Annotated in this window: 13 protein-coding genes; 2 read left to right on the forward strand and 11 right to left on the reverse strand. The window is 60.9% G+C overall.

What is annotated here, in order from left to right; translation table 11 throughout:
- Position 1 precedes the first annotated feature (1 nt).
- The 9 genes from BLU52_RS22525 to BLU52_RS22565 form a co-directional block, all read right to left on the reverse strand.
- The gene (locus BLU52_RS22525) at positions 2-559 is read right to left on the reverse strand and encodes a DUF2780 domain-containing protein (protein WP_090286962.1); all 558 of its coding nucleotides are present in this window, start codon (positions 557-559) and stop codon (positions 2-4) included.
- Between the two features lie 184 nt (positions 560-743).
- Positions 744-1,943 carry a formaldehyde dehydrogenase, glutathione-independent gene (gene fdhA, locus BLU52_RS22530; protein ID WP_090286964.1) on the reverse strand — a complete coding sequence of 400 codons (1,200 nt, stop codon included), beginning with the start codon at positions 1,941-1,943 and terminating at the stop codon, positions 744-746.
- A gap of 125 nt (positions 1,944-2,068) precedes the next feature.
- Positions 2,069-2,926 carry a formyltetrahydrofolate deformylase gene (purU, locus tag BLU52_RS22535; RefSeq protein WP_003228959.1) on the reverse strand — a complete coding sequence of 286 codons (858 nt, stop codon included), beginning with the start codon at positions 2,924-2,926 and terminating at the stop codon, positions 2,069-2,071.
- A gap of 272 nt (positions 2,927-3,198) precedes the next feature.
- Complete coding sequence (locus BLU52_RS22540; RefSeq protein WP_090286966.1) at positions 3,199-3,831, reverse strand: sarcosine oxidase subunit gamma; 633 nt, start codon at positions 3,829-3,831, stop codon at positions 3,199-3,201.
- Positions 3,832-3,977: 146 nt separating this feature from the next.
- Entirely contained in the window at positions 3,978-6,995 is a 3,018-nt protein-coding gene (locus tag BLU52_RS22545) for a sarcosine oxidase subunit alpha (protein ID WP_090286968.1), read from the reverse strand.
- Entirely contained in the window at positions 6,992-7,321 is a 330-nt protein-coding gene (locus BLU52_RS22550) for a sarcosine oxidase subunit delta (RefSeq protein WP_090286971.1), read from the reverse strand. Before BLU52_RS22550 ends, BLU52_RS22545 begins: the two co-directional genes overlap by 4 nt.
- A gap of 14 nt (positions 7,322-7,335) precedes the next feature.
- The gene (locus BLU52_RS22555) at positions 7,336-8,586 is read right to left on the reverse strand and encodes a sarcosine oxidase subunit beta (protein ID WP_003177603.1); all 1,251 of its coding nucleotides are present in this window, start codon (positions 8,584-8,586) and stop codon (positions 7,336-7,338) included.
- A 20-nt stretch (positions 8,587-8,606) separates the two neighbouring features.
- Positions 8,607-9,860: a serine hydroxymethyltransferase gene (glyA, locus tag BLU52_RS22560; protein WP_090286973.1), complete on the reverse strand. Its 1,254-nt coding sequence runs from the start codon at positions 9,858-9,860 to the stop codon at positions 8,607-8,609.
- A gap of 263 nt (positions 9,861-10,123) precedes the next feature.
- Positions 10,124-10,843, reverse strand: coding sequence for a TraX family protein (locus BLU52_RS22565; protein WP_090286975.1), 720 nt, complete (start codon positions 10,841-10,843; stop codon positions 10,124-10,126).
- 126 nt (positions 10,844-10,969) lie between these two features.
- Between BLU52_RS22565 and BLU52_RS22570 the strand changes: the two genes are divergently transcribed.
- A complete protein-coding gene (locus BLU52_RS22570; protein ID WP_090286977.1) occupies positions 10,970-12,010 on the forward strand; it encodes a threonine aldolase family protein in 1,041 nt (346 codons plus the stop codon).
- Between the two features lie 233 nt (positions 12,011-12,243).
- On the opposite strand, the gene gbcB is transcribed toward BLU52_RS22570, so the two are convergent.
- Entirely contained in the window at positions 12,244-13,344 is a 1,101-nt protein-coding gene (gene gbcB, locus BLU52_RS22575) for a glycine-betaine demethylase subunit GbcB (protein ID WP_090286979.1), read from the reverse strand.
- Between the two features lie 296 nt (positions 13,345-13,640).
- Between gbcB and gbcA the strand changes: the two genes are divergently transcribed.
- Positions 13,641-14,936, forward strand: coding sequence for a glycine-betaine demethylase subunit GbcA (gene gbcA, locus BLU52_RS22585; RefSeq protein WP_016772823.1), 1,296 nt, complete (start codon positions 13,641-13,643; stop codon positions 14,934-14,936).
- 934 nt (positions 14,937-15,870) lie between these two features.
- On the opposite strand, the gene etfB is transcribed toward gbcA, so the two are convergent.
- Complete coding sequence (etfB, locus tag BLU52_RS22590) at positions 15,871-16,641, reverse strand: electron transfer flavoprotein subunit beta (RefSeq protein ID WP_090286980.1); 771 nt, start codon at positions 16,639-16,641, stop codon at positions 15,871-15,873.
- Positions 16,642-16,648 lie beyond the last annotated feature (7 nt).

Below are 16,648 nucleotides of genomic sequence, written 5' to 3' on the forward strand. Positions count from 1 at the left end.
CTCAGCTGCCGGTGCCGGTGCCCCAGATATTGCCCAGGCTGCTCAGCAGCGAACCGCCGACACCCTGCTGACCGAGGTATTGCAGGAGCACCGGGGCAAACTGGCCGATCATGCCGCTGTCCATGCCCAGCGCACTGAACGCATTGTTCAGGTCGTTGCTGTCTTTCACATTGCCCAACGCATTTTCAAGACCCGCCGACTTTCCGGACGAACCGAGCAACGCACCCAACGCCGCCAGATTGCCGCTGCCACCGGACAGCTTGTCGATGCCTGGCACTTCCTTGGCCAGTTGCGAATAGTCGGTGCTGCTCAACTGATTCTTCGCCAGGCCCAGCATTGCACTGGTGCCGCCCACCGCTTGCTCCGGCGTCACGTCCAGTGCACTCAAGGCGCTGAGCAAGCCGGCAGTTTCCGAAGTCGGCGCCGCCGCAGCGGCCTTGTCGCCACCCTGCATGCCCGATACCGCACCGGCCACGTCGTTCAGGCTGAAACCGGCAAACACCGGGCCGGCGGCCAAGGTCAGGAGCGATGCCAAGGCAAAACCGCGTGAAATCTTCATTCAGACATCCTCTGGGGAAAAGCTGCCACCGGACAACGGCGACGAAACTGGCGGTTTGACCGGGGATCGGGTGGCATGTTCCGGGTTGCAGGTCCATTTTCAGACACGGTCCGTCGAGAAAATGTGAAAAGCACGAAAAAAAAACGGCGACCCTGAGGTCGCCGTTTTGCGTTGCGGTAAAACCCTACGCCGCACTGAACAACTTGTGCGGATCAATCACAAACTTCTTCGGCACGCCCGCATCGAACTCGCCATAACCTTCAGGCGCCTGATCGAGGCTGATCACCTGCACACCCACCACTTCGGCAATGTTGATGCGATCCCACATGATCGCCTGCATCAACTGGCGGTTGTACTTCATCACCGGGGTCTGGCCGGTGTGGAAGCTGTGGGATTTCGCCCAGCCCAGACCGAAACGAATGCTCAGGCTGCCCATTTTTGCGGCGGCGTCGACGGCACCCGGATCTTCGGTGACATACAGGCCCGGGATACCGATCTTGCCGGCAACACGGACGACGCCCATCAGTGAGTTGAGCACCGTGGCCGGGGCTTCGGCCTTGACGCCGTCGTGGCCGTGGCCGCGGGCTTCGAAGCCGACGCAGTCGACCGCGCAGTCGACTTCCGGCTCGCCAAGCAGTGCAGCGATCTGTTCGTGCAGCGGGGTGTCCTTGGACAGGTCGACAATTTCAAAACCCTGAGCCTTGGCGTGGGCCAGGCGGATGGTGTTGACGTCGCCGATGATCACCACCGCCGCGCCGAGCAGACGTGCCGAAGCGGCAGCGGCCAGGCCGACCGGGCCGGCGCCGGCAATGTACACAGTGCTGCCCGGGCCGACGCCAGCAGTGACCGCGCCGTGGTAACCGGTCGGGAGGATGTCGGAGAGGCAGGTCAGGTCGCGGATTTTCTCCATCGCCTTGTCGCGGTCCGGCAGTTTCAACAGGTTGAAGTCGGCGTATGGCACCAGCACGTATTCGGCCTGGCCGCCGGTCCAGTCGCCCATGTCGACGTAACCGTAAGCGCCACCGGCACGGGCCGGGTTGACGGTCAGGCAGACGCCGGTGTGTTGCTCCTTGCAGGAACGGCAGCGCCCGCAAGCCACGTTGAACGGCACCGAAACCAGATCGCCGATCTTCAGGTTTTCGACGTCGGAGCCTTTCTCAATGACCTCGCCGGTGATTTCGTGACCCAGCACCAGACCGGTCTGCGCCGTGGTACGGCCGCGCACCATGTGCTGGTCGGAGCCGCAGATATTGGTGGAAACCACACGCAGGATCACACCGTGTTCGATCTTCCTGCCGCGCGGGTCCTGCATTTTCGGATAGTCGATTTTCTGTACTTCGACCTTGCCAGCGCCGAGATACACCACACCACGATTGCCAGACATGCCATCACCTCTATATTTGTTGTTGGGTAGAGAGTGGATTGAGCTTCAAGCGGCAAGCTACAAGCCGCAAGAAGTGTGCTGACCGCTTTGTCTTGCGGCTTAAAGCTTGCAACTTGAAGCTGTTGTTAAAGAACGACGGTGCGATTGGCATTGAGAAACACTCTGCGCTCAATGTGATACCCAACCGCCCGCGCCAGTGTCAGGCCTTCGATATCGCGCCCCTTGGCAATCAGATCCTCGGGATAATGACTGTGATCCACCGCCTCGACGCCCTGGGCAATGATCGGCCCTTCATCCAGATCGTTATTGATGTAATGCGCCGTCGCGCCAACCAGCTTCACACCCTTGTTGTAGGCCTGGTGATACGGCTTGGCGCCCTTGAAGCCCGGCAGCAGCGAGTGGTGAATGTTGATCGCCTTGCCATCGAGCTTGCGGCACAGCTCCGGTGACAGCACCTGCATGTAGCGGGCGAGGATCACCAGTTCGGCGCCGGATTCTTCGATCACTTGCCAGACCTGCCGCTCCTGCGCCGGCTTGTCGTTGGGGTCGAGCGGGAAATGGTAGTAGGGAATCTGGTGCCAGTCGGCCAATGGCTTGAGATCCGGATGGTTGGAGACCACCGCGGCCACATCCATCGACAACTGGCCGATGCGCTGGCGATAGAGCAAGTCGTTGAGGCAGTGATCGGCCTTGGACACCATGATCACCACTTTCGGCCGGTAGTTCGGCGCAGTCAGCTCGAACACCATGCCAAAAGCCTGCCCGCGCTCGGCCAGGCCGGCGCGGAAGGATTGCTCGTCGAAGCCGTCGGGCTGGCGGAATTCCACACGAATGAAAAAGCGCCCGGAGAGACGGTCGTCGAACGAATGGTGCTCAGTGACGTAACAGCCCTGCTCGAACAGAAAACGCGTGACCGCGTCCACGGTGCCGAGGACGCTGGGGCAGTCGGCGGTCAGAATCCATGTGTCTGGGGCGCGGCTCATGGTGCGGTGACTCCTGTTCATTGTGCGGGGTGTCAGGTTTTTCCCTCACCCTAGCCCTCTCCCAGAGGGAGAGGGGACTGACCGAGGTGTTCTTTCGAGCTACGCCGACGTGAAATACCGAGTCGTACTCAAGAGCAATTTCGAGCGAGACTCAAATCTCCCATACACCAGAGATCGGCTCCCTTTCCCCCTCTCCCCCCTGGGGGAGAGGGCTGGGGTGAGGGGGAAAAAATCTCCAGCCCTACACGCAAGCAAGCTCAACACAATTCACTTCAAGCCTGAACACTAAGGCCGTACTCAGCCGACGCATCCTGCAACCACAACCACCAGTAATCCGAGAAGCTGCGACGGATCAGCAATTCCCAGGTGTCTTCGGCCGTATGGCGAATCATCAGCTGCGATTTGGCGAACACCGTGCCGACCGCTTTGCCGACCGGGAAGTTGTTCGGGTGCACGTCGTAGCTGGTCGACTTCATCAGCACCTGACGCACGTTCGGCCCGCTCAGTTCGAGCAGTTGCTGGCCGCCGCTGACGTTGACGATTGCGATGTGCAGGTCGCCCAGCGCTTCGCGCAGTTGCTGCTCGGCGGCGAACTCTTCACCGCTGGGCACGATCAGCAGCCATTCGTCCGGCCCCATCCATTGCAGGCTGGTTTCACCTTTGACGACGACGCTGAGGGCGCCGGGCAGTTCAATGCCCAGCGCCTTGTGCACACCGGCGGCGAAGGCGGCATCGTGGCCATCGCCACGAAGGGTCAGGTGGCCGAGGAGTTTTTTCTCACGCACGATCACGCCGGCGTTCTTGCGGCCCTTGCCGACCAGGCTGGCGAGGTCGGCATGGTGCAGCGACGACTCGGCGCGGGCGCCGGTGGTCGGACGTTGCTGGTACACATTGGCTGTGGTCATAAAGCACCTTTGGATTCTTTTGGTTGCGGTGGTGGCTGCACTACCGTCATCGCCAGCAGGCTGGCTCCCACATTCGACCGCGTTCCCCTGTGGGAGCTAGCCTGCTAGCGATTGGCAGCAGCGCCACAGGGTTCGGTTCGAAGTCGTCAGATGTTCTGCCGCTCGCCCTTCGGATCGAAGAACACCGAAGAAACGATTTCCGCCTCGATCACGCTGCCATCGGCCAGCGGCGCAAACACCCGCTCGCCCATGCGCTTGAGACCGCCCTTGACCACACCCATGGCAAACGAATAACCGAGGGAGTTGTGCGCGTAGCTGGAGGTCACGTGGCCAACCATGCTCATCGGGATCGCCTGCTTGGTGTTGAACACCAGCTGCGCACCTTCCGGCAGCCATTTGGTCGGATCGATCGGTTTCAGGCCGACCAGCTGCTTACGCTGATCACGCACGCAATCTTCGCGGTTCATGCCGCGCTGGCCGATCCACGAGAATGGTTTGGTGCGACCCACACACCAGCCCATGTTCAGGTCGTCCGGGGTCATCGAGCCGTCGGTGTCCTGGCCGACGATGATGAAACCCTTCTCGGCGCGCAGCACGTGCATGGTTTCGGTGCCGTACGGGGTCAGGTTGTACTGCTTGCCGGCCTCGACGATTTTTTCCAGCACGCCCATCGCATAGTCGGCCTGGACGTTGACTTCGTACGACAGCTCGCCGGTGAACGAGATGCGGAACACCCGCGCCGGCACGTCACCCACGAGACCTTCTTTCCAGGTCATGAACGGGAACGCTTCGTTGCTCAGGTCGATATCGGTCACGGCACTGAGCAGCTTGCGGCTGTTCGGCCCGGACAGGGTCATGGTCGCCCAGTGGTCGGTGACCGAGGTGAAGTAGACCTTCATCTGCGGCCATTCGGTCTGGTGGTACAGCTCCAGCCATTGCAGTACGCGGGCAGCGCCACCGGTGGTGGTGGTCATGACGAAATGGTTGTCGGCCAGACACGCCGTGACACCGTCGTCGAAGACCATGCCGTCTTCCTTGCACATCAAACCGTAACGCGCCTTGCCCACGTCGAGCTTGGTCCAGGCGTTGGTGTACACGCGGTTGAGGAACTCGCGGGCATCCGGGCCTTGAATGTCGATCTTGCCGAGGGTCGAGGCATCGAGCAGGCCGACGCTGTCGCGCACGGCTTTGCATTCGCGCTTGACCGCGGCGTGCAGGTCTTCGCCGTTTTTCGGGAAATACCATGGACGCTTCCACTGCCCGACGTCTTCGAACTCGGCGCCGTTCTTCACATGCCAGGCATGCAGCGCGGTGTAGCGCACCGGTTCAAAAATGTGCCCACAGTGACGACCGGCCACGGCGCCGAAGGTCACCGGCGTGTAGTTCGGGCGGAACATCGTGGTGCCCATCTGCGGGATGGTCACGTTCAAGGAGCGTGCGGCAATCGCCAGACCGTTGACGTTGCCGAGCTTGCCCTGATCGGTGCCGAAGCCCAGCGCGGTGTAGCGCTTGACGTGCTCGACCGACTCGAAACCTTCACGGGTCGCCAGTTCGATGCCACCGGCGGTGACGTCGTTCTGCAGGTCAACGAACTGCTTCGGCGCACGTGCCGAGTTTTTCTCGTGGGGCACCTGGAACAGCGCCAGCGTCGGTTCTTCGACGCGGCTCAAGGCTTTCGGCAGCACGCCTTCGACAGTCTGGAAACCGGCTTCAGCAGCAGCGCGCACGCCACCTTCGAAACCGTCAGCCAGAGAATCGCCGAGGGCATAAACGCCGTTGACGCCACCCACGCACACGCGTTTCTGCGGCGCCTCTCCCGGTACGAAACCAAGGATGTCTTCACGCCAGATCGGCTTGCCGCCCAGGTGAGAAGCCAAGTGCACCACCGGGCTGTAACCACCGGAACTGGCAACCAGATCGCAGTCGAGCCATTCGCCCGGGCTGGTTACGGCATGCGCTTTCACATCAATCGCCGCAACACGGGCAGCGGTCACGCGCTTGCTGCCACGCGCTTCGATCACAGCGCTGCCGGTGAGGATGCGAATGCCTTTGGCGCGCGCTTCTTCCACCAGCGCACCGCGCGGATTGCTGCGGGCATCGGCGATGGCCACCACTTGCAGACTCGCATCGAGCCAGTCCAGCGCCACACGATAGGCGTGATCGTTGTTGGTCGACAGCAGCAGTTTTTTGCCCGGCGCCACGCCATAGCGACGCACGTAAGTCGACACCGCACCGGCAAGCATGTTGCCCGGCACGTCGTTGTTGCCGTAGACCAGCGGACGCTCGTGCGCGCCGGTCGCCAGCACCACACGCTTGGCGCGGACACGGTGGATGCGCTGACGCACCTGTCCGATCGGCGCGCGGTCACCGAGGTGATCGGTGAGGCGTTCGTGAATGGTCAGGAAGTTGTGGTCGTGGTAGCCGTTGACTGTGGCGCGCGGCAACAGCAGCACGTCCGGGGTGTTCTTCAATTCAGCGATGACACTGGCGACCCATTCCATCGCCGGTTTGCCGTCGAGGCTTTCGCGGGAATCAAGCAGGCTGCCGCCGAACTCCTCCTGCTCATCGGCCAGAATCACGCGGGCACCGCTGCGCGCAGCGGCCAGGGCAGCGGCGAGACCGGCCGGGCCAGCGCCAACGATCAGCACGTCGCAGTGCTGGTTCATGTAGTCGTAGGTGTCCGGATCGTTCTCGGTCGGCGAACGGCCGAGCCCGGCAGCCTTGCGGATGTACTTCTCGTAAGTCATCCAGAACGATTGCGGGTACATGAAGGTTTTGTAGTAGAAACCCGGCGGCATCAGCTTGCCGCCGACCTTGCCGAGAATCCCCATCATGTCGTTGTTGACGCTCGGCCAGCCGTTGGTGCTGGTCGCGACCAGACCTTGGTACAACGCCTGTTGCGTGGCGCGCACGTTGGGAATCTGCGTGGCTTCGGTGGCGCCGATCTGCAGAATCGCGTTCGGCTCTTCGGCACCGGCGGCGAAGATGCCGCGCGGACGCGAATACTTGAAGCTGCGGCCGATGATATCGACGCCGTTGGCAATCAGCGCGGCGGCCAGGGTGTCACCCTCGAAACCTTTGTAGGTCTGGCCGTTGAAGGTGAAGCTCAGCACTTTGTTGCGGTCGATCCGTCCACCGTTGGACAGGCGATTGGTCTGGCTCATACCTTCTCTCCCAGCGCCGTCGTGGCGGTTTTTGCAGTACCAGCCTTGTCGGTGAATTGTGGCTTCTCGCCGATCTTGTAGCTCTCGAGAATCTCGTAGGTCACAGTGTCGCGGGTGACGTTGAAGTACTGCCGGCAACCGGCGACGTGGTCCCACAGTTCGTGGTGCAGACCGCGCGGGTTATCGCGGAAGAACATGTAGTCGCCCCACTCCTCATCGGTGCAGGCGCCTGGATCCAGTGGACGCGGAATATGCGCCTGGCCGGATGCGTGGAATTCCTCTTCGGAGCGCAGTTCGCCGCAGTGAGGACAGAAGATGTGCAACATAGGGATTTCTCCTGTTAGTGGGCGACGGCAGCAGCGCCATGTTCATCGATCAACGCACCGTTGTGAAAACGGTCGATGGAAAACGGGGCGGCCAGCGGGTGCATTTCACCCTTGGCCAGACTCGCGGCAAACACGTTGCCCGAGCCAGGTGTCGCCTTGAAGCCACCGGTGCCCCAACCGCAGTTGAAGAACATGTTCGGTACCGGGGTTTTCGAAATGATCGGGCAGGCGTCCGGAGTGGTGTCGACGATGCCGCCCCACTGGCGGTTCATGCGCACGCGGGACAACACCGGGAACATCTCGACGATCGCTTGCACGGTGTGTTCGATCACCGGGTACGAACCACGCTGGCCATAGCCGTTGTAGCCGTCGATACCGGCGCCGATCACCAGGTCGCCCTTGTCGGACTGGCTGATGTAACCGTGCACGGCGTTGGACATGATCACGCTGTCGATAATCGGTTTGATCGGCTCGGACACCAGCGCTTGCAGCGGGTGGGATTCGATCGGCAGACGGAAACCGGCGAGCTTGGCCATGTGCCCGGAGTTACCGGCAGTGACCACACCGACGCGCTTGGCGCCGATGAAACCCTTGTTGGTTTCGACGCCGATGCACACACCGTTTTCCTTGCGGAAACCGATCACTTCGGTCTGCTGGATCAGGTCCACGCCCAAGGCATCGGCGGCACGGGCAAAGCCCCAGGCCACGGCATCGTGACGGGCCACGCCGCCGCGACGCTGCACGGTAGCGCCCATCACTGGGTAACGGGTGTTCTTCGAGCAGTCGAGGTACGGAATCTCGTCCGCCACTTGCTTGGCGTTGAGCAGCTCACCATCAACGCCGTTGAGGCGGTTGGCGCTGACCCGACGCTCGGAATCACGGATGTCCTGCAGGGTGTGGCACAGGTTGTAGACGCCACGCTGGGAGAACATCACGTTGTAGTTGAGGTCCTGCGACAGGCCTTCCCACAATTTCATCGCGTGTTCGTAAAGGTGCGCCGACTCGTCCCACAGGTAGTTGGAACGGACGATGGTGGTGTTGCGCGCGGTATTACCGCCGCCCAGCCAGCCCTTCTCGACCACCGCGACGTTGGTGATGCCGTGTTCTTTCGCCAGGTAATAGGCGGTCGCCAGACCGTGCCCGCCACCGCCGACGATGACCACGTCGTAGACTTTTTTCGGCGTGGGCGTGCGCCACATGCGCTGCCAGTTTTCGTGGTGGCTGAGCGAGTGTTTGAAGAGGCCGAAGCCCGAATAGCGTTGCATAGTCATTTACTCCAGAACGCTCAGCGATAAACCGGGAAGTCTGCACACAGGGCCGACACCTGCTGCGCGACATTGGCCTCGACATCGGCGTCACCGAGGTTGTCGAGGATGTCGCAGATCCAGCCGGCGAGGGTTTCGCACTGGCTGACCTTGAAGCCACGGGTGGTCACTGCCGGAGTGCCGATGCGCAGGCCCGAGGTCACGAACGGCGACTGCGGGTCGTTCGGCACGGCGTTCTTGTTCACGGTGATGTGAGCGCGGCCGAGGGCAGCATCAGCGTCCTTGCCGGTCAGGCCCTGACGGATCAGGCTGACCAGGAACAAATGGTTATCGGTGCCGCCGGACACTACATCGTAGCCACGTTTGATGAACACGCTGGCCATCGCCTGAGCGTTGTCGATCACTTGTTGCTGATAGGCCTTGAAGCCTGGCTCCAGCGCTTCCTTGAAGCACACCGCCTTACCGGCGATGACGTGCATCAGCGGGCCACCCTGGGCACCGGGGAATACTGCGGCGTTGAGCTTCTTTTCGATCTCTTCGTTGGACTTGGCCAGGATCAGCCCACCGCGTGGACCGCGCAGAGTCTTGTGGGTAGTGGTGGTCACCACGTCGGCGTACGGCAGCGGGTTCGGGTACAGACCGGCGGCGACCAGACCGGCGACGTGGGCCATGTCGACGAACAGCAGCGCACCGACCTTATCGGCGATCTGACGGAAGCGCGGAAAATCCAGAGTCTTCGAGTAAGCGGAGAAACCGGCGACGATCATTTTCGGCTTGGATTCGACGGCGAGACGCTCGACCTCGTCGTAATCGATCAGCCCGGTGTCGGTGTTGATACCGTACTGCACGGCGTTGTAGAGCTTGCCCGAGGACGACACTTTCGCGCCGTGGGTCAAATGGCCGCCGTGGGCCAGGCTCATGCCGAGGATGGTGTCGCCCGGCTGGATCAGCGCCAGGTACACCGCGCTGTTGGCCGACGAACCGGAGTGCGGCTGGACGTTGGCGTAATCGGCGCCGAACAGTTGCTTGGCGCGTTCGATCGCCAGCGCTTCGACCTTATCGACATGCTCGCAGCCACCGTAGTAGCGCTTGCCCGGATAGCCTTCAGCATATTTGTTGGTCAGGCCACTGCCTTGCGCCTGCATGACGCGCTTGCTGGTGTAGTTCTCCGACGCGATCAGCTCGATGTGATCTTCCTGACGTTGCTCCTCGGCATTCATCGCCGCCAGCAGTGCATCGTCGTAACCCTGGATCTGGTCTTGCTTGCTGAACATCGCGTCTCTCCCAGCGGCATCTGTGCGCCATTCGTCTCGGTAAGGCACCGGCAATCGCAGCGGTGCCCTTTGATGCGATGGTATGACCGGCACAGACAGCTCAAATGCCTGCGCGCGCCACGCAAAGGTGCGTTTACGACATGGCTGGAAATCACTTGTTGAACTTGCACAGATCCCCTGTAGGAGTGAGCCTGCTCGCGATAGCGGTGGATCAGTTGACGCCTGTGCTGGCTGATCCACCGCTATCGCGAGCAGGCTCACTCCTACAAGGGATATGCGGTGATTTGACGGATAAGCAGCAGCATCAAGAAATGCGCGGGGTAAAGCGCATACGCCCAGCGCCGCATCGGTGGCGGCTGAAGATGTCGCCCATGTCGCAACAGGAACATCCCCAGCATTGGCGCCAACAGACAAACCGCCAGACCGACAATCGCCACGTGATTGCCGAACCGCGCCGATTCGAGCAATACCTGCCATTGATTGGCGGCGAGACAGATCAGGCCCGGCAGCAGAGCGAAATACCAGGGACAACGAAACACCAGCAGCATCGCCAAAGGCAGCAGAACGCCAAAAAAACCAAACATCAGTCGTTCTGAAAAAACCGCAGCGGCCACCAACGCAGCGGCTGCCAGCAGTCGCGATACCGAAGAGGAGTCCTGCCAACCGCGCGCCACCAACAACCCCAGCGCCAGCGTCGGCATCACGTTCAACGTGTCAGGATCAGCAATGTACAAGCGATACGGAATTTCACTGACGGCGCTGAACAACAACAACCAGCCCAGATAGCGCCACTCCATTTTTCGCGAACCGTCGCGCGAAAGATTCGCCGCCATCGCCAGGCAAAACCACGGAAAGGCCAGTCGCCCCGGCACGTACAGCCAATCGGCGGAAAAGCCGGCATATCGCAGGTGATCGAGGACCATACTCAATAGCGCCAGCCACTTGAGCAGATCCAGCGCACCGTCGCGTCGGCTCAGGTGCATAATCGGCCCATAAACTGGTAATTTCCTGCACCCGACATCGCATGTGCTCCCCGGAAGATCTTCGGTAAAGTGCGCATCTTCATTGACCACGAGCCTTCACAAGAGTCTCGATTACGGAAGCCGGCCATGACCGACAAGAGCCAACAATTCGCCAGCGACAACTATTCCGGTATCTGCCCGGAAGCCTGGGCTGCCATGGAACAGGCCAACCACGGCCACCAGCGCGCCTATGGGGACGATGAATGGACCGCCCGCGCGGCCGATCATTTCCGCAACCTGTTCGAAACCGACTGCGAAGTGTTCTTCGCCTTCAACGGCACCGCCGCCAACTCGCTGGCCCTGTCGTCGCTGTGCCAGAGTTACCACAGCGTGATCTGCTCGGAAACCGCCCACGTCGAAACCGACGAATGCGGCGCCCCGGAATTTTTCTCCAACGGTTCGAAACTGCTGATCGCCGGCACCGAAAACGGCAAGATCACTCCGCAGTCGATCCGCGAAGTCGCGCTCAAGCGCCAGGACATTCACTACCCGAAACCGCGTGTGGTGACCCTGACCCAGGCCACTGAAGTCGGCAGCGTCTACACCCCGGAAGAAGTCCGCGCGATCAGCGCCACCTGCAAGGAGCTGGGCCTGCATCTGCACATGGACGGCGCGCGGTTTTCCAACGCTTGCGCGTTCCTCGGCTGCTCGCCGGCTGATCTGACCTGGAAGGCCGGCGTCGATGTGCTGTGCTTCGGCGGCACGAAAAACGGCATGGCGGTGGGCGAGGCGATCCTGTTCTTCAACCACAAACTGGCCGAAGACTTCGATTACCGCTGCAAACAGGCCGGGCAACTGGCGTCGAAAATGCGCTTCCTGTCGGCGCCCTGGGTCGGCATTCTGGAAAACGGCGCCTGGCTCAAATACGCCCGCCACGCCAACCACTGCGCGCAACTGCTGGCCGAGCTGGTCAGCGATATTCCCGGCGTCGAGCTGATGTTCCCGGTCCAGGCCAACGGCGTGTTCCTGCAACTGTCGGAACCGGCCATCGCCGCGCTGACTGCGAAGAACTGGCGCTTCTACACCTTCATCGGCAAGGGCGGCGCACGCTTCATGTGCTCGTGGGACACCGAAGAAGAGCGCGTGCGCGAACTGGCGCGTGACATTCGCGAAGTGATGTCGGCCTGACGCAAAGCAAAAAGCCCCTCATCGGAACGCCGCCCGCCTAGCCCTCTCCCAGAGGGAGAGGGGACTGATTGGGGGGAGGCTCAAGCATTGCGCCGACCTGAACGTGAAGTGTTGAATCCATAATCGACACGGTGTCTCAGGTCGGTGAGAGCGACAGACACCTCGGTCGGCCCCCTCTCCCTCTGGGAGAGGGCTGGGGTGAGGGGCGAGCCGGACGCCGAAGCCCGCCTCACTCAGAACTCAATCCGCACATCACCTTTAGGCACGCTGCAGCAAGAAAGGATGAAACCCTCGGCCTCGTCATCCTCGGTAATCCCGCCGTTGTGCTCCATCTCCACTTCGCCACCGAGCTTCATCACCTTGCACGTTCCGCAAATGCCCATGCCGCAGGCTTTCGGAATCATCAGGCCGAGCTTGGCGGCGGCTGCGTGGACGGTTTCGCCCGGGCCGACGCGGATGCTCTTGCCGGAGGCGGTGAATTCGACTTGATGCAGATCCGCCGCGTCGATTTCCGGCGCATCGGCTGCCTGTTCGGCCTGTTCCACCGCGTCGGCACGCGCTTCCGGTGGCGTAGCGCCGAAAGATTCCTCGTGATAACGCGACATGTCGTAGCCGGCGTTTTCCAGCAGGCGCTTGACTGCGGTCATGTACGGCGTCGGGCCGCAGCAGAACACTTCGCGTTCGAGGAAGTCCGGCACCATCAGCTCAAGCATCTTGTGGTTGAGGTAGCCGCGATAACCGGCCCATGGCTCACCGAGGCCATGTTTCTCGCAGATCAGGTGCAGGCTGAAGTTGTCGATCCGCGACGCCATGTGTTCCAGCTCGCGGTGATAAATGATGTCTTTTGGCGAGCGCGCGCTGTGGATAAAGGTCATGTCGACGTTGGCGTTGGTGTCGTAGAACCAGCGCGCCATCGACATGCACGGGGTGATACCGACGCCACCGCTGAGGTACAGAACTTTCGGGCTCGGGAAATCGATGGCATTGAACAACCCGACCGGGCCATGCACCGCCAGCTCCTGCCCCTCGTGAAGGGTATCGTGCAGCCAGTTGGACACCTTGCCGCCCGGCACGCGCTTGATGGTTACCGAAAAGCTGTACGGCACCGAGGGCGAGCTGGAAATGGTGTATGAGCGCATGACCGGCTGGCCTTCGATTTCCAACTCCAGGGTGACGAACTGCCCCGGCTTGAAAAAGTACATGATCGGCTGATCGGCCATGAAGCAGAAGGTGCGCACATCCCAGGTTTCCTGGATGACTTTGACGCAACGGACAATGTGTCGGCCATTGGCCCAGGTCTGGGTGGTGACAGGATTCAGGAAGCTGTTGGACATGCTGTTCTCCACGGCCGACTGTCGGCCTCATGTCGGCGATTCTGCGTATAGCGCGGACCGCGCGTTTACCTATCCGCGACATTGACATACTTATCGCGACCAGCCCTTGAACACCGGGGCTTGCGCGTCGGGAACAGATTGCACCATGTCGCCCATGGATAAGGTTCGGGGCAGCGCCGGCCCCACACTCGCCCCAACACAAGACGACTTCTTTACACCTTGCGTAGCAACCGTTTTGCAGCACACCTGATCAGCCACTTTCGCCGGCCACGCAGAGGGCCATGAGGATTACATCGATGGACGTCACCGCAAAAATCAGCCTGGGCGATCCGCTGGAACCCGCACGCAAGGCCACCGCCCAAATGCTCCAGGAACGCGAGCGGACCTTTTCCCTGCCGCAGCCGTTCTACAGCGACGAGCGCCTGTTCGATATCGACATGCAGGAGATCTTTCAGAAAGAGTGGTTGATCGCCGGCATGACCTGCGAAATCCCGGCCAAGGGCAACTACCTGACCCTGCAGGTCGGCAAGAACCCGATCATCGTCATTCGTGGCGCCGAAGGCGTGGTGCACGCGTTCCATAACGTCTGCCGCCACCGTGGCTCGCGCCTGTGCACCAGTGAAAAAGGCAAGGTCGCCAAACTGGTCTGCCATTACCACCAGTGGACGTACGAACTGGACGGTCGCCTGCTGTTCGCCGGCACCGAGATGGGCGCTGACTTCGACATGAAGCAGTACGGCCTCAAACCGGTGAATGTGAAAACCGCCGGCGGCTACATCTTCATCAGCCTGGCCGAGAATCCGCCGGCCATCGATGACTTCCTGTCGACGCTCAACCATTACATGGAACCGTACGACATGGAGAACACCAAGGTGGCGATCACCACCACCTTGATGGAAAAGGCCAACTGGAAGCTGGTGCTGGAAAACAACCGCGAGTGCTACCACTGCAACGCGTCGCACCCGGAACTGCTGAAAACCCTGCTGGAATGGGACGACGTCACCGATCCGCGCGCCGATCAGGCATTCAAGGACCACGTCGCCGCCTCCGCCGCGGCTTGGGAAGCCGAGAAGATTCCGTACGCCCACGCCAGTTTTGGCCTGCGCAACCGCATCGTGCGCATGCCGCTGCTCAAGGGCACCGTGTCGATGACCCTCGATGGCAAGCAGGGCTGCGCCAAATTGATGGGCCGGATCAAGAACCCGGACCTGGGTTCGATGCGCATCCTGCACCTGCCGCATTCGTGGAACCACTGCATGGGCGACCACATCATCGTCTTCACTGTATGGCCGATCAGCGCCCAGGAAACCATGGTCACCACCAAATGGCTGGTGCACAAGGATGCCGTTGAAGGGGTCGATTACGATGTGGAGCGCATGCGTCAGGTATGGGACGCCACCAACGATCAGGACCGTCGCCTGGCAGAAGAGAACCAGCGCGGGATCAACTCCACCGCCTACCAGCCGGGGCCCTACTCGAAGACTTATGAGTTTGGCGTGGTCAACTTTGTGGACTGGTACAGCGAGCGGATGCTGAACAACCTTGGGGCTGAGCCAGCACCGTACCTCAAAGGTGTACCGGTTCAGGGCTAAAAAGCAAAAAGCATCGCGAGCAGGCTCACTCCTACAGTTTGGAATGCGTTCCCCTGTAGGAGTGAGCCTGCTCGCGATAGCTATTTCACATTCACCCCTTCCCCAAACCTCCATTGCACACTTTCTGATCAACTACCCCGCCAGCCATACCCTGCAAGCCCCCCAGCCTTCCGCAAACAAGTTATCCACATACCCACCCACAGCAATTGGGGGTAACTGTGGATGAAGTGAAAAATATCCTGCTGATTTGCAAAGAAAAACCGTGACTTATTGAGAATCACGGTTTCAGAAAAACACTGATCACTTTTTGATCAGAACGCTACAGCGCATGTTTTCAAAGGGCTACAGCGGCTAGCGAACACGTTATCCACAGAAGCACCAACAGAGAACGGGGGTAACTTTGCCTCGTCTGTGGAAAAGCTCAAAAGACCGGGGAAAAGGCCTTGCCGTTGAAGCTTTTACTGCAGAAAGGCTTCATTTGATCAAAATCTGATCATCCGCTTGTAAGCCCCATTTTATAAGGCGCGTAGCGGATAGCGAACATGTTGTCCACAGAAGCGCCAACAGAGATTGGGGGCAAGTTCTCGCACGGTCCAGTGGAAAAAACCCTTAAAATCCGTAAGTTACGTTGAGTGTTTTTTGATCACCGGGCTGAAAGGCACAACTGGCGTGGCGTGCAGGGAGGGGCGAACATGTTATCCACAGACTCGCCAACAGGGATTGTGGGTAAACAGCCTACCCTCACCCCAGCCCTCTCCCAAAAGGAGAGGAAGCCCACCGGGTCGACTTGTAAGAGTCCATCGAGCTGATCGATCGAGGCGGTCCCAGGCTTGGCCAAACCAAGGACACCGCGACGTCGTAGGTCGATGTATCTGGCCAATTCACCGCAGTAGGTCCCGTCTCCCCTTGGGAGAGGGCTAGGGTGAGGGGCTTTTCAGCGGACCACACCCTCTTCGATCAGCAATTTAAGAATGGCTTCGGCACCCGCCTGCGCGGTTACACCCTTGAGAACCTGCCCACCGCCACCACTGGCCTTCGCCGTGGCAGCCTTCATCCGGTCAGCCCCGCTCTTGGCCTTGATCACTTTCAAACGCTTGGGCCGTGGCTTGGCCGGTTGCAGCGTGGCGACGGCCAGAAGCTGGTCGTCCACCACCTCGACTTCATTGGCCTGCAACTCGCCCCGTCGCGCCGGCCCATAAGCACTCTGCCGAGGTTTCGGCGCAGCGTTATCCACAGTCGCCAGAAACGGCAGCTTGACCTTCAAGCGTCGACGCTGCCCGCGCGGTAGCGCTTGCAGCACCAGCGCCGAGCCCTCGTTGATCGACTCCACGTGTGCCAGCCCGACCACCAATGGCCAGCCCAGCCCTTCGGCCAGCAGAAACGGCAACATCCCCGAACCTTCGCCGGTTTCCGCCTGGCTGCCGGTCAGCACCACCTGCGCGCCCGCTTCACGCAGGTACGCCGTCAGCGCCGGCAGCGCATCGGCGCCAGCCGGTTGTTCCAGCACGTGCATCTGCTCAAGGCCCATGCCCAGATAGGCGCGCAGGGCCGGTTCGCCGATATCGCCGGCGTGCAGCACTTGCAGGTTATCCCCAGCCAGTTGCAAGCCCAGCTCGACCGCGCGGGCGTCCTGTTCGGCGCGCCGTGGCCGGCCGGAGGTTGGATGGGCGCCAATCGAGACCAGACTGATAACGTTCGTGTTCATAGGGTTT

It is taken from the genome of Pseudomonas granadensis, assembly GCF_900105485.1.
Taxonomy (GTDB): Bacteria; Pseudomonadota; Gammaproteobacteria; order Pseudomonadales; family Pseudomonadaceae; genus Aquipseudomonas; species Aquipseudomonas granadensis.

Bases quoted from the DNA above. Each gene is read 5' to 3' on its own strand.
- BLU52_RS22570 (WP_090286977.1), top strand. From the start codon at position 10,970: ATGACCGACAAGAGCCAACAATTCGCCAGCGACAACTATTCCGGTATC.
- BLU52_RS22525 (WP_090286962.1), bottom strand. From the start codon at position 559: ATGAAGATTTCACGCGGTTTTGCCTTGGCATCGCTCCTGACCTTGGCC.
- gbcA (WP_016772823.1), top strand. From the start codon at position 13,641: ATGGACGTCACCGCAAAAATCAGCCTGGGCGATCCGCTGGAACCCGCA.
- fdhA (WP_090286964.1), bottom strand. From the start codon at position 1,943: ATGTCTGGCAATCGTGGTGTGGTGTATCTCGGCGCTGGCAAGGTCGAA.
- BLU52_RS22555 (WP_003177603.1), bottom strand. From the start codon at position 8,586: ATGCAACGCTATTCGGGCTTCGGCCTCTTCAAACACTCGCTCAGCCAC.
- BLU52_RS22545 (WP_090286968.1), bottom strand. From the start codon at position 6,995: ATGAGCCAGACCAATCGCCTGTCCAACGGTGGACGGATCGACCGCAAC.
- BLU52_RS22540 (WP_090286966.1), bottom strand. From the start codon at position 3,831: ATGACCACAGCCAATGTGTACCAGCAACGTCCGACCACCGGCGCCCGC.
- gbcB (WP_090286979.1), bottom strand. From the start codon at position 13,344: ATGTCCAACAGCTTCCTGAATCCTGTCACCACCCAGACCTGGGCCAAT.
- etfB (WP_090286980.1), bottom strand. From the start codon at position 16,641: ATGAACACGAACGTTATCAGTCTGGTCTCGATTGGCGCCCATCCAACC.
- purU (WP_003228959.1), bottom strand. From the start codon at position 2,926: ATGAGCCGCGCCCCAGACACATGGATTCTGACCGCCGACTGCCCCAGC.
- BLU52_RS22550 (WP_090286971.1), bottom strand. From the start codon at position 7,321: ATGTTGCACATCTTCTGTCCTCACTGCGGCGAACTGCGCTCCGAAGAG.
- BLU52_RS22565 (WP_090286975.1), bottom strand. From the start codon at position 10,843: ATGCACCTGAGCCGACGCGACGGTGCGCTGGATCTGCTCAAGTGGCTG.
- glyA (WP_090286973.1), bottom strand. From the start codon at position 9,860: ATGTTCAGCAAGCAAGACCAGATCCAGGGTTACGACGATGCACTGCTG.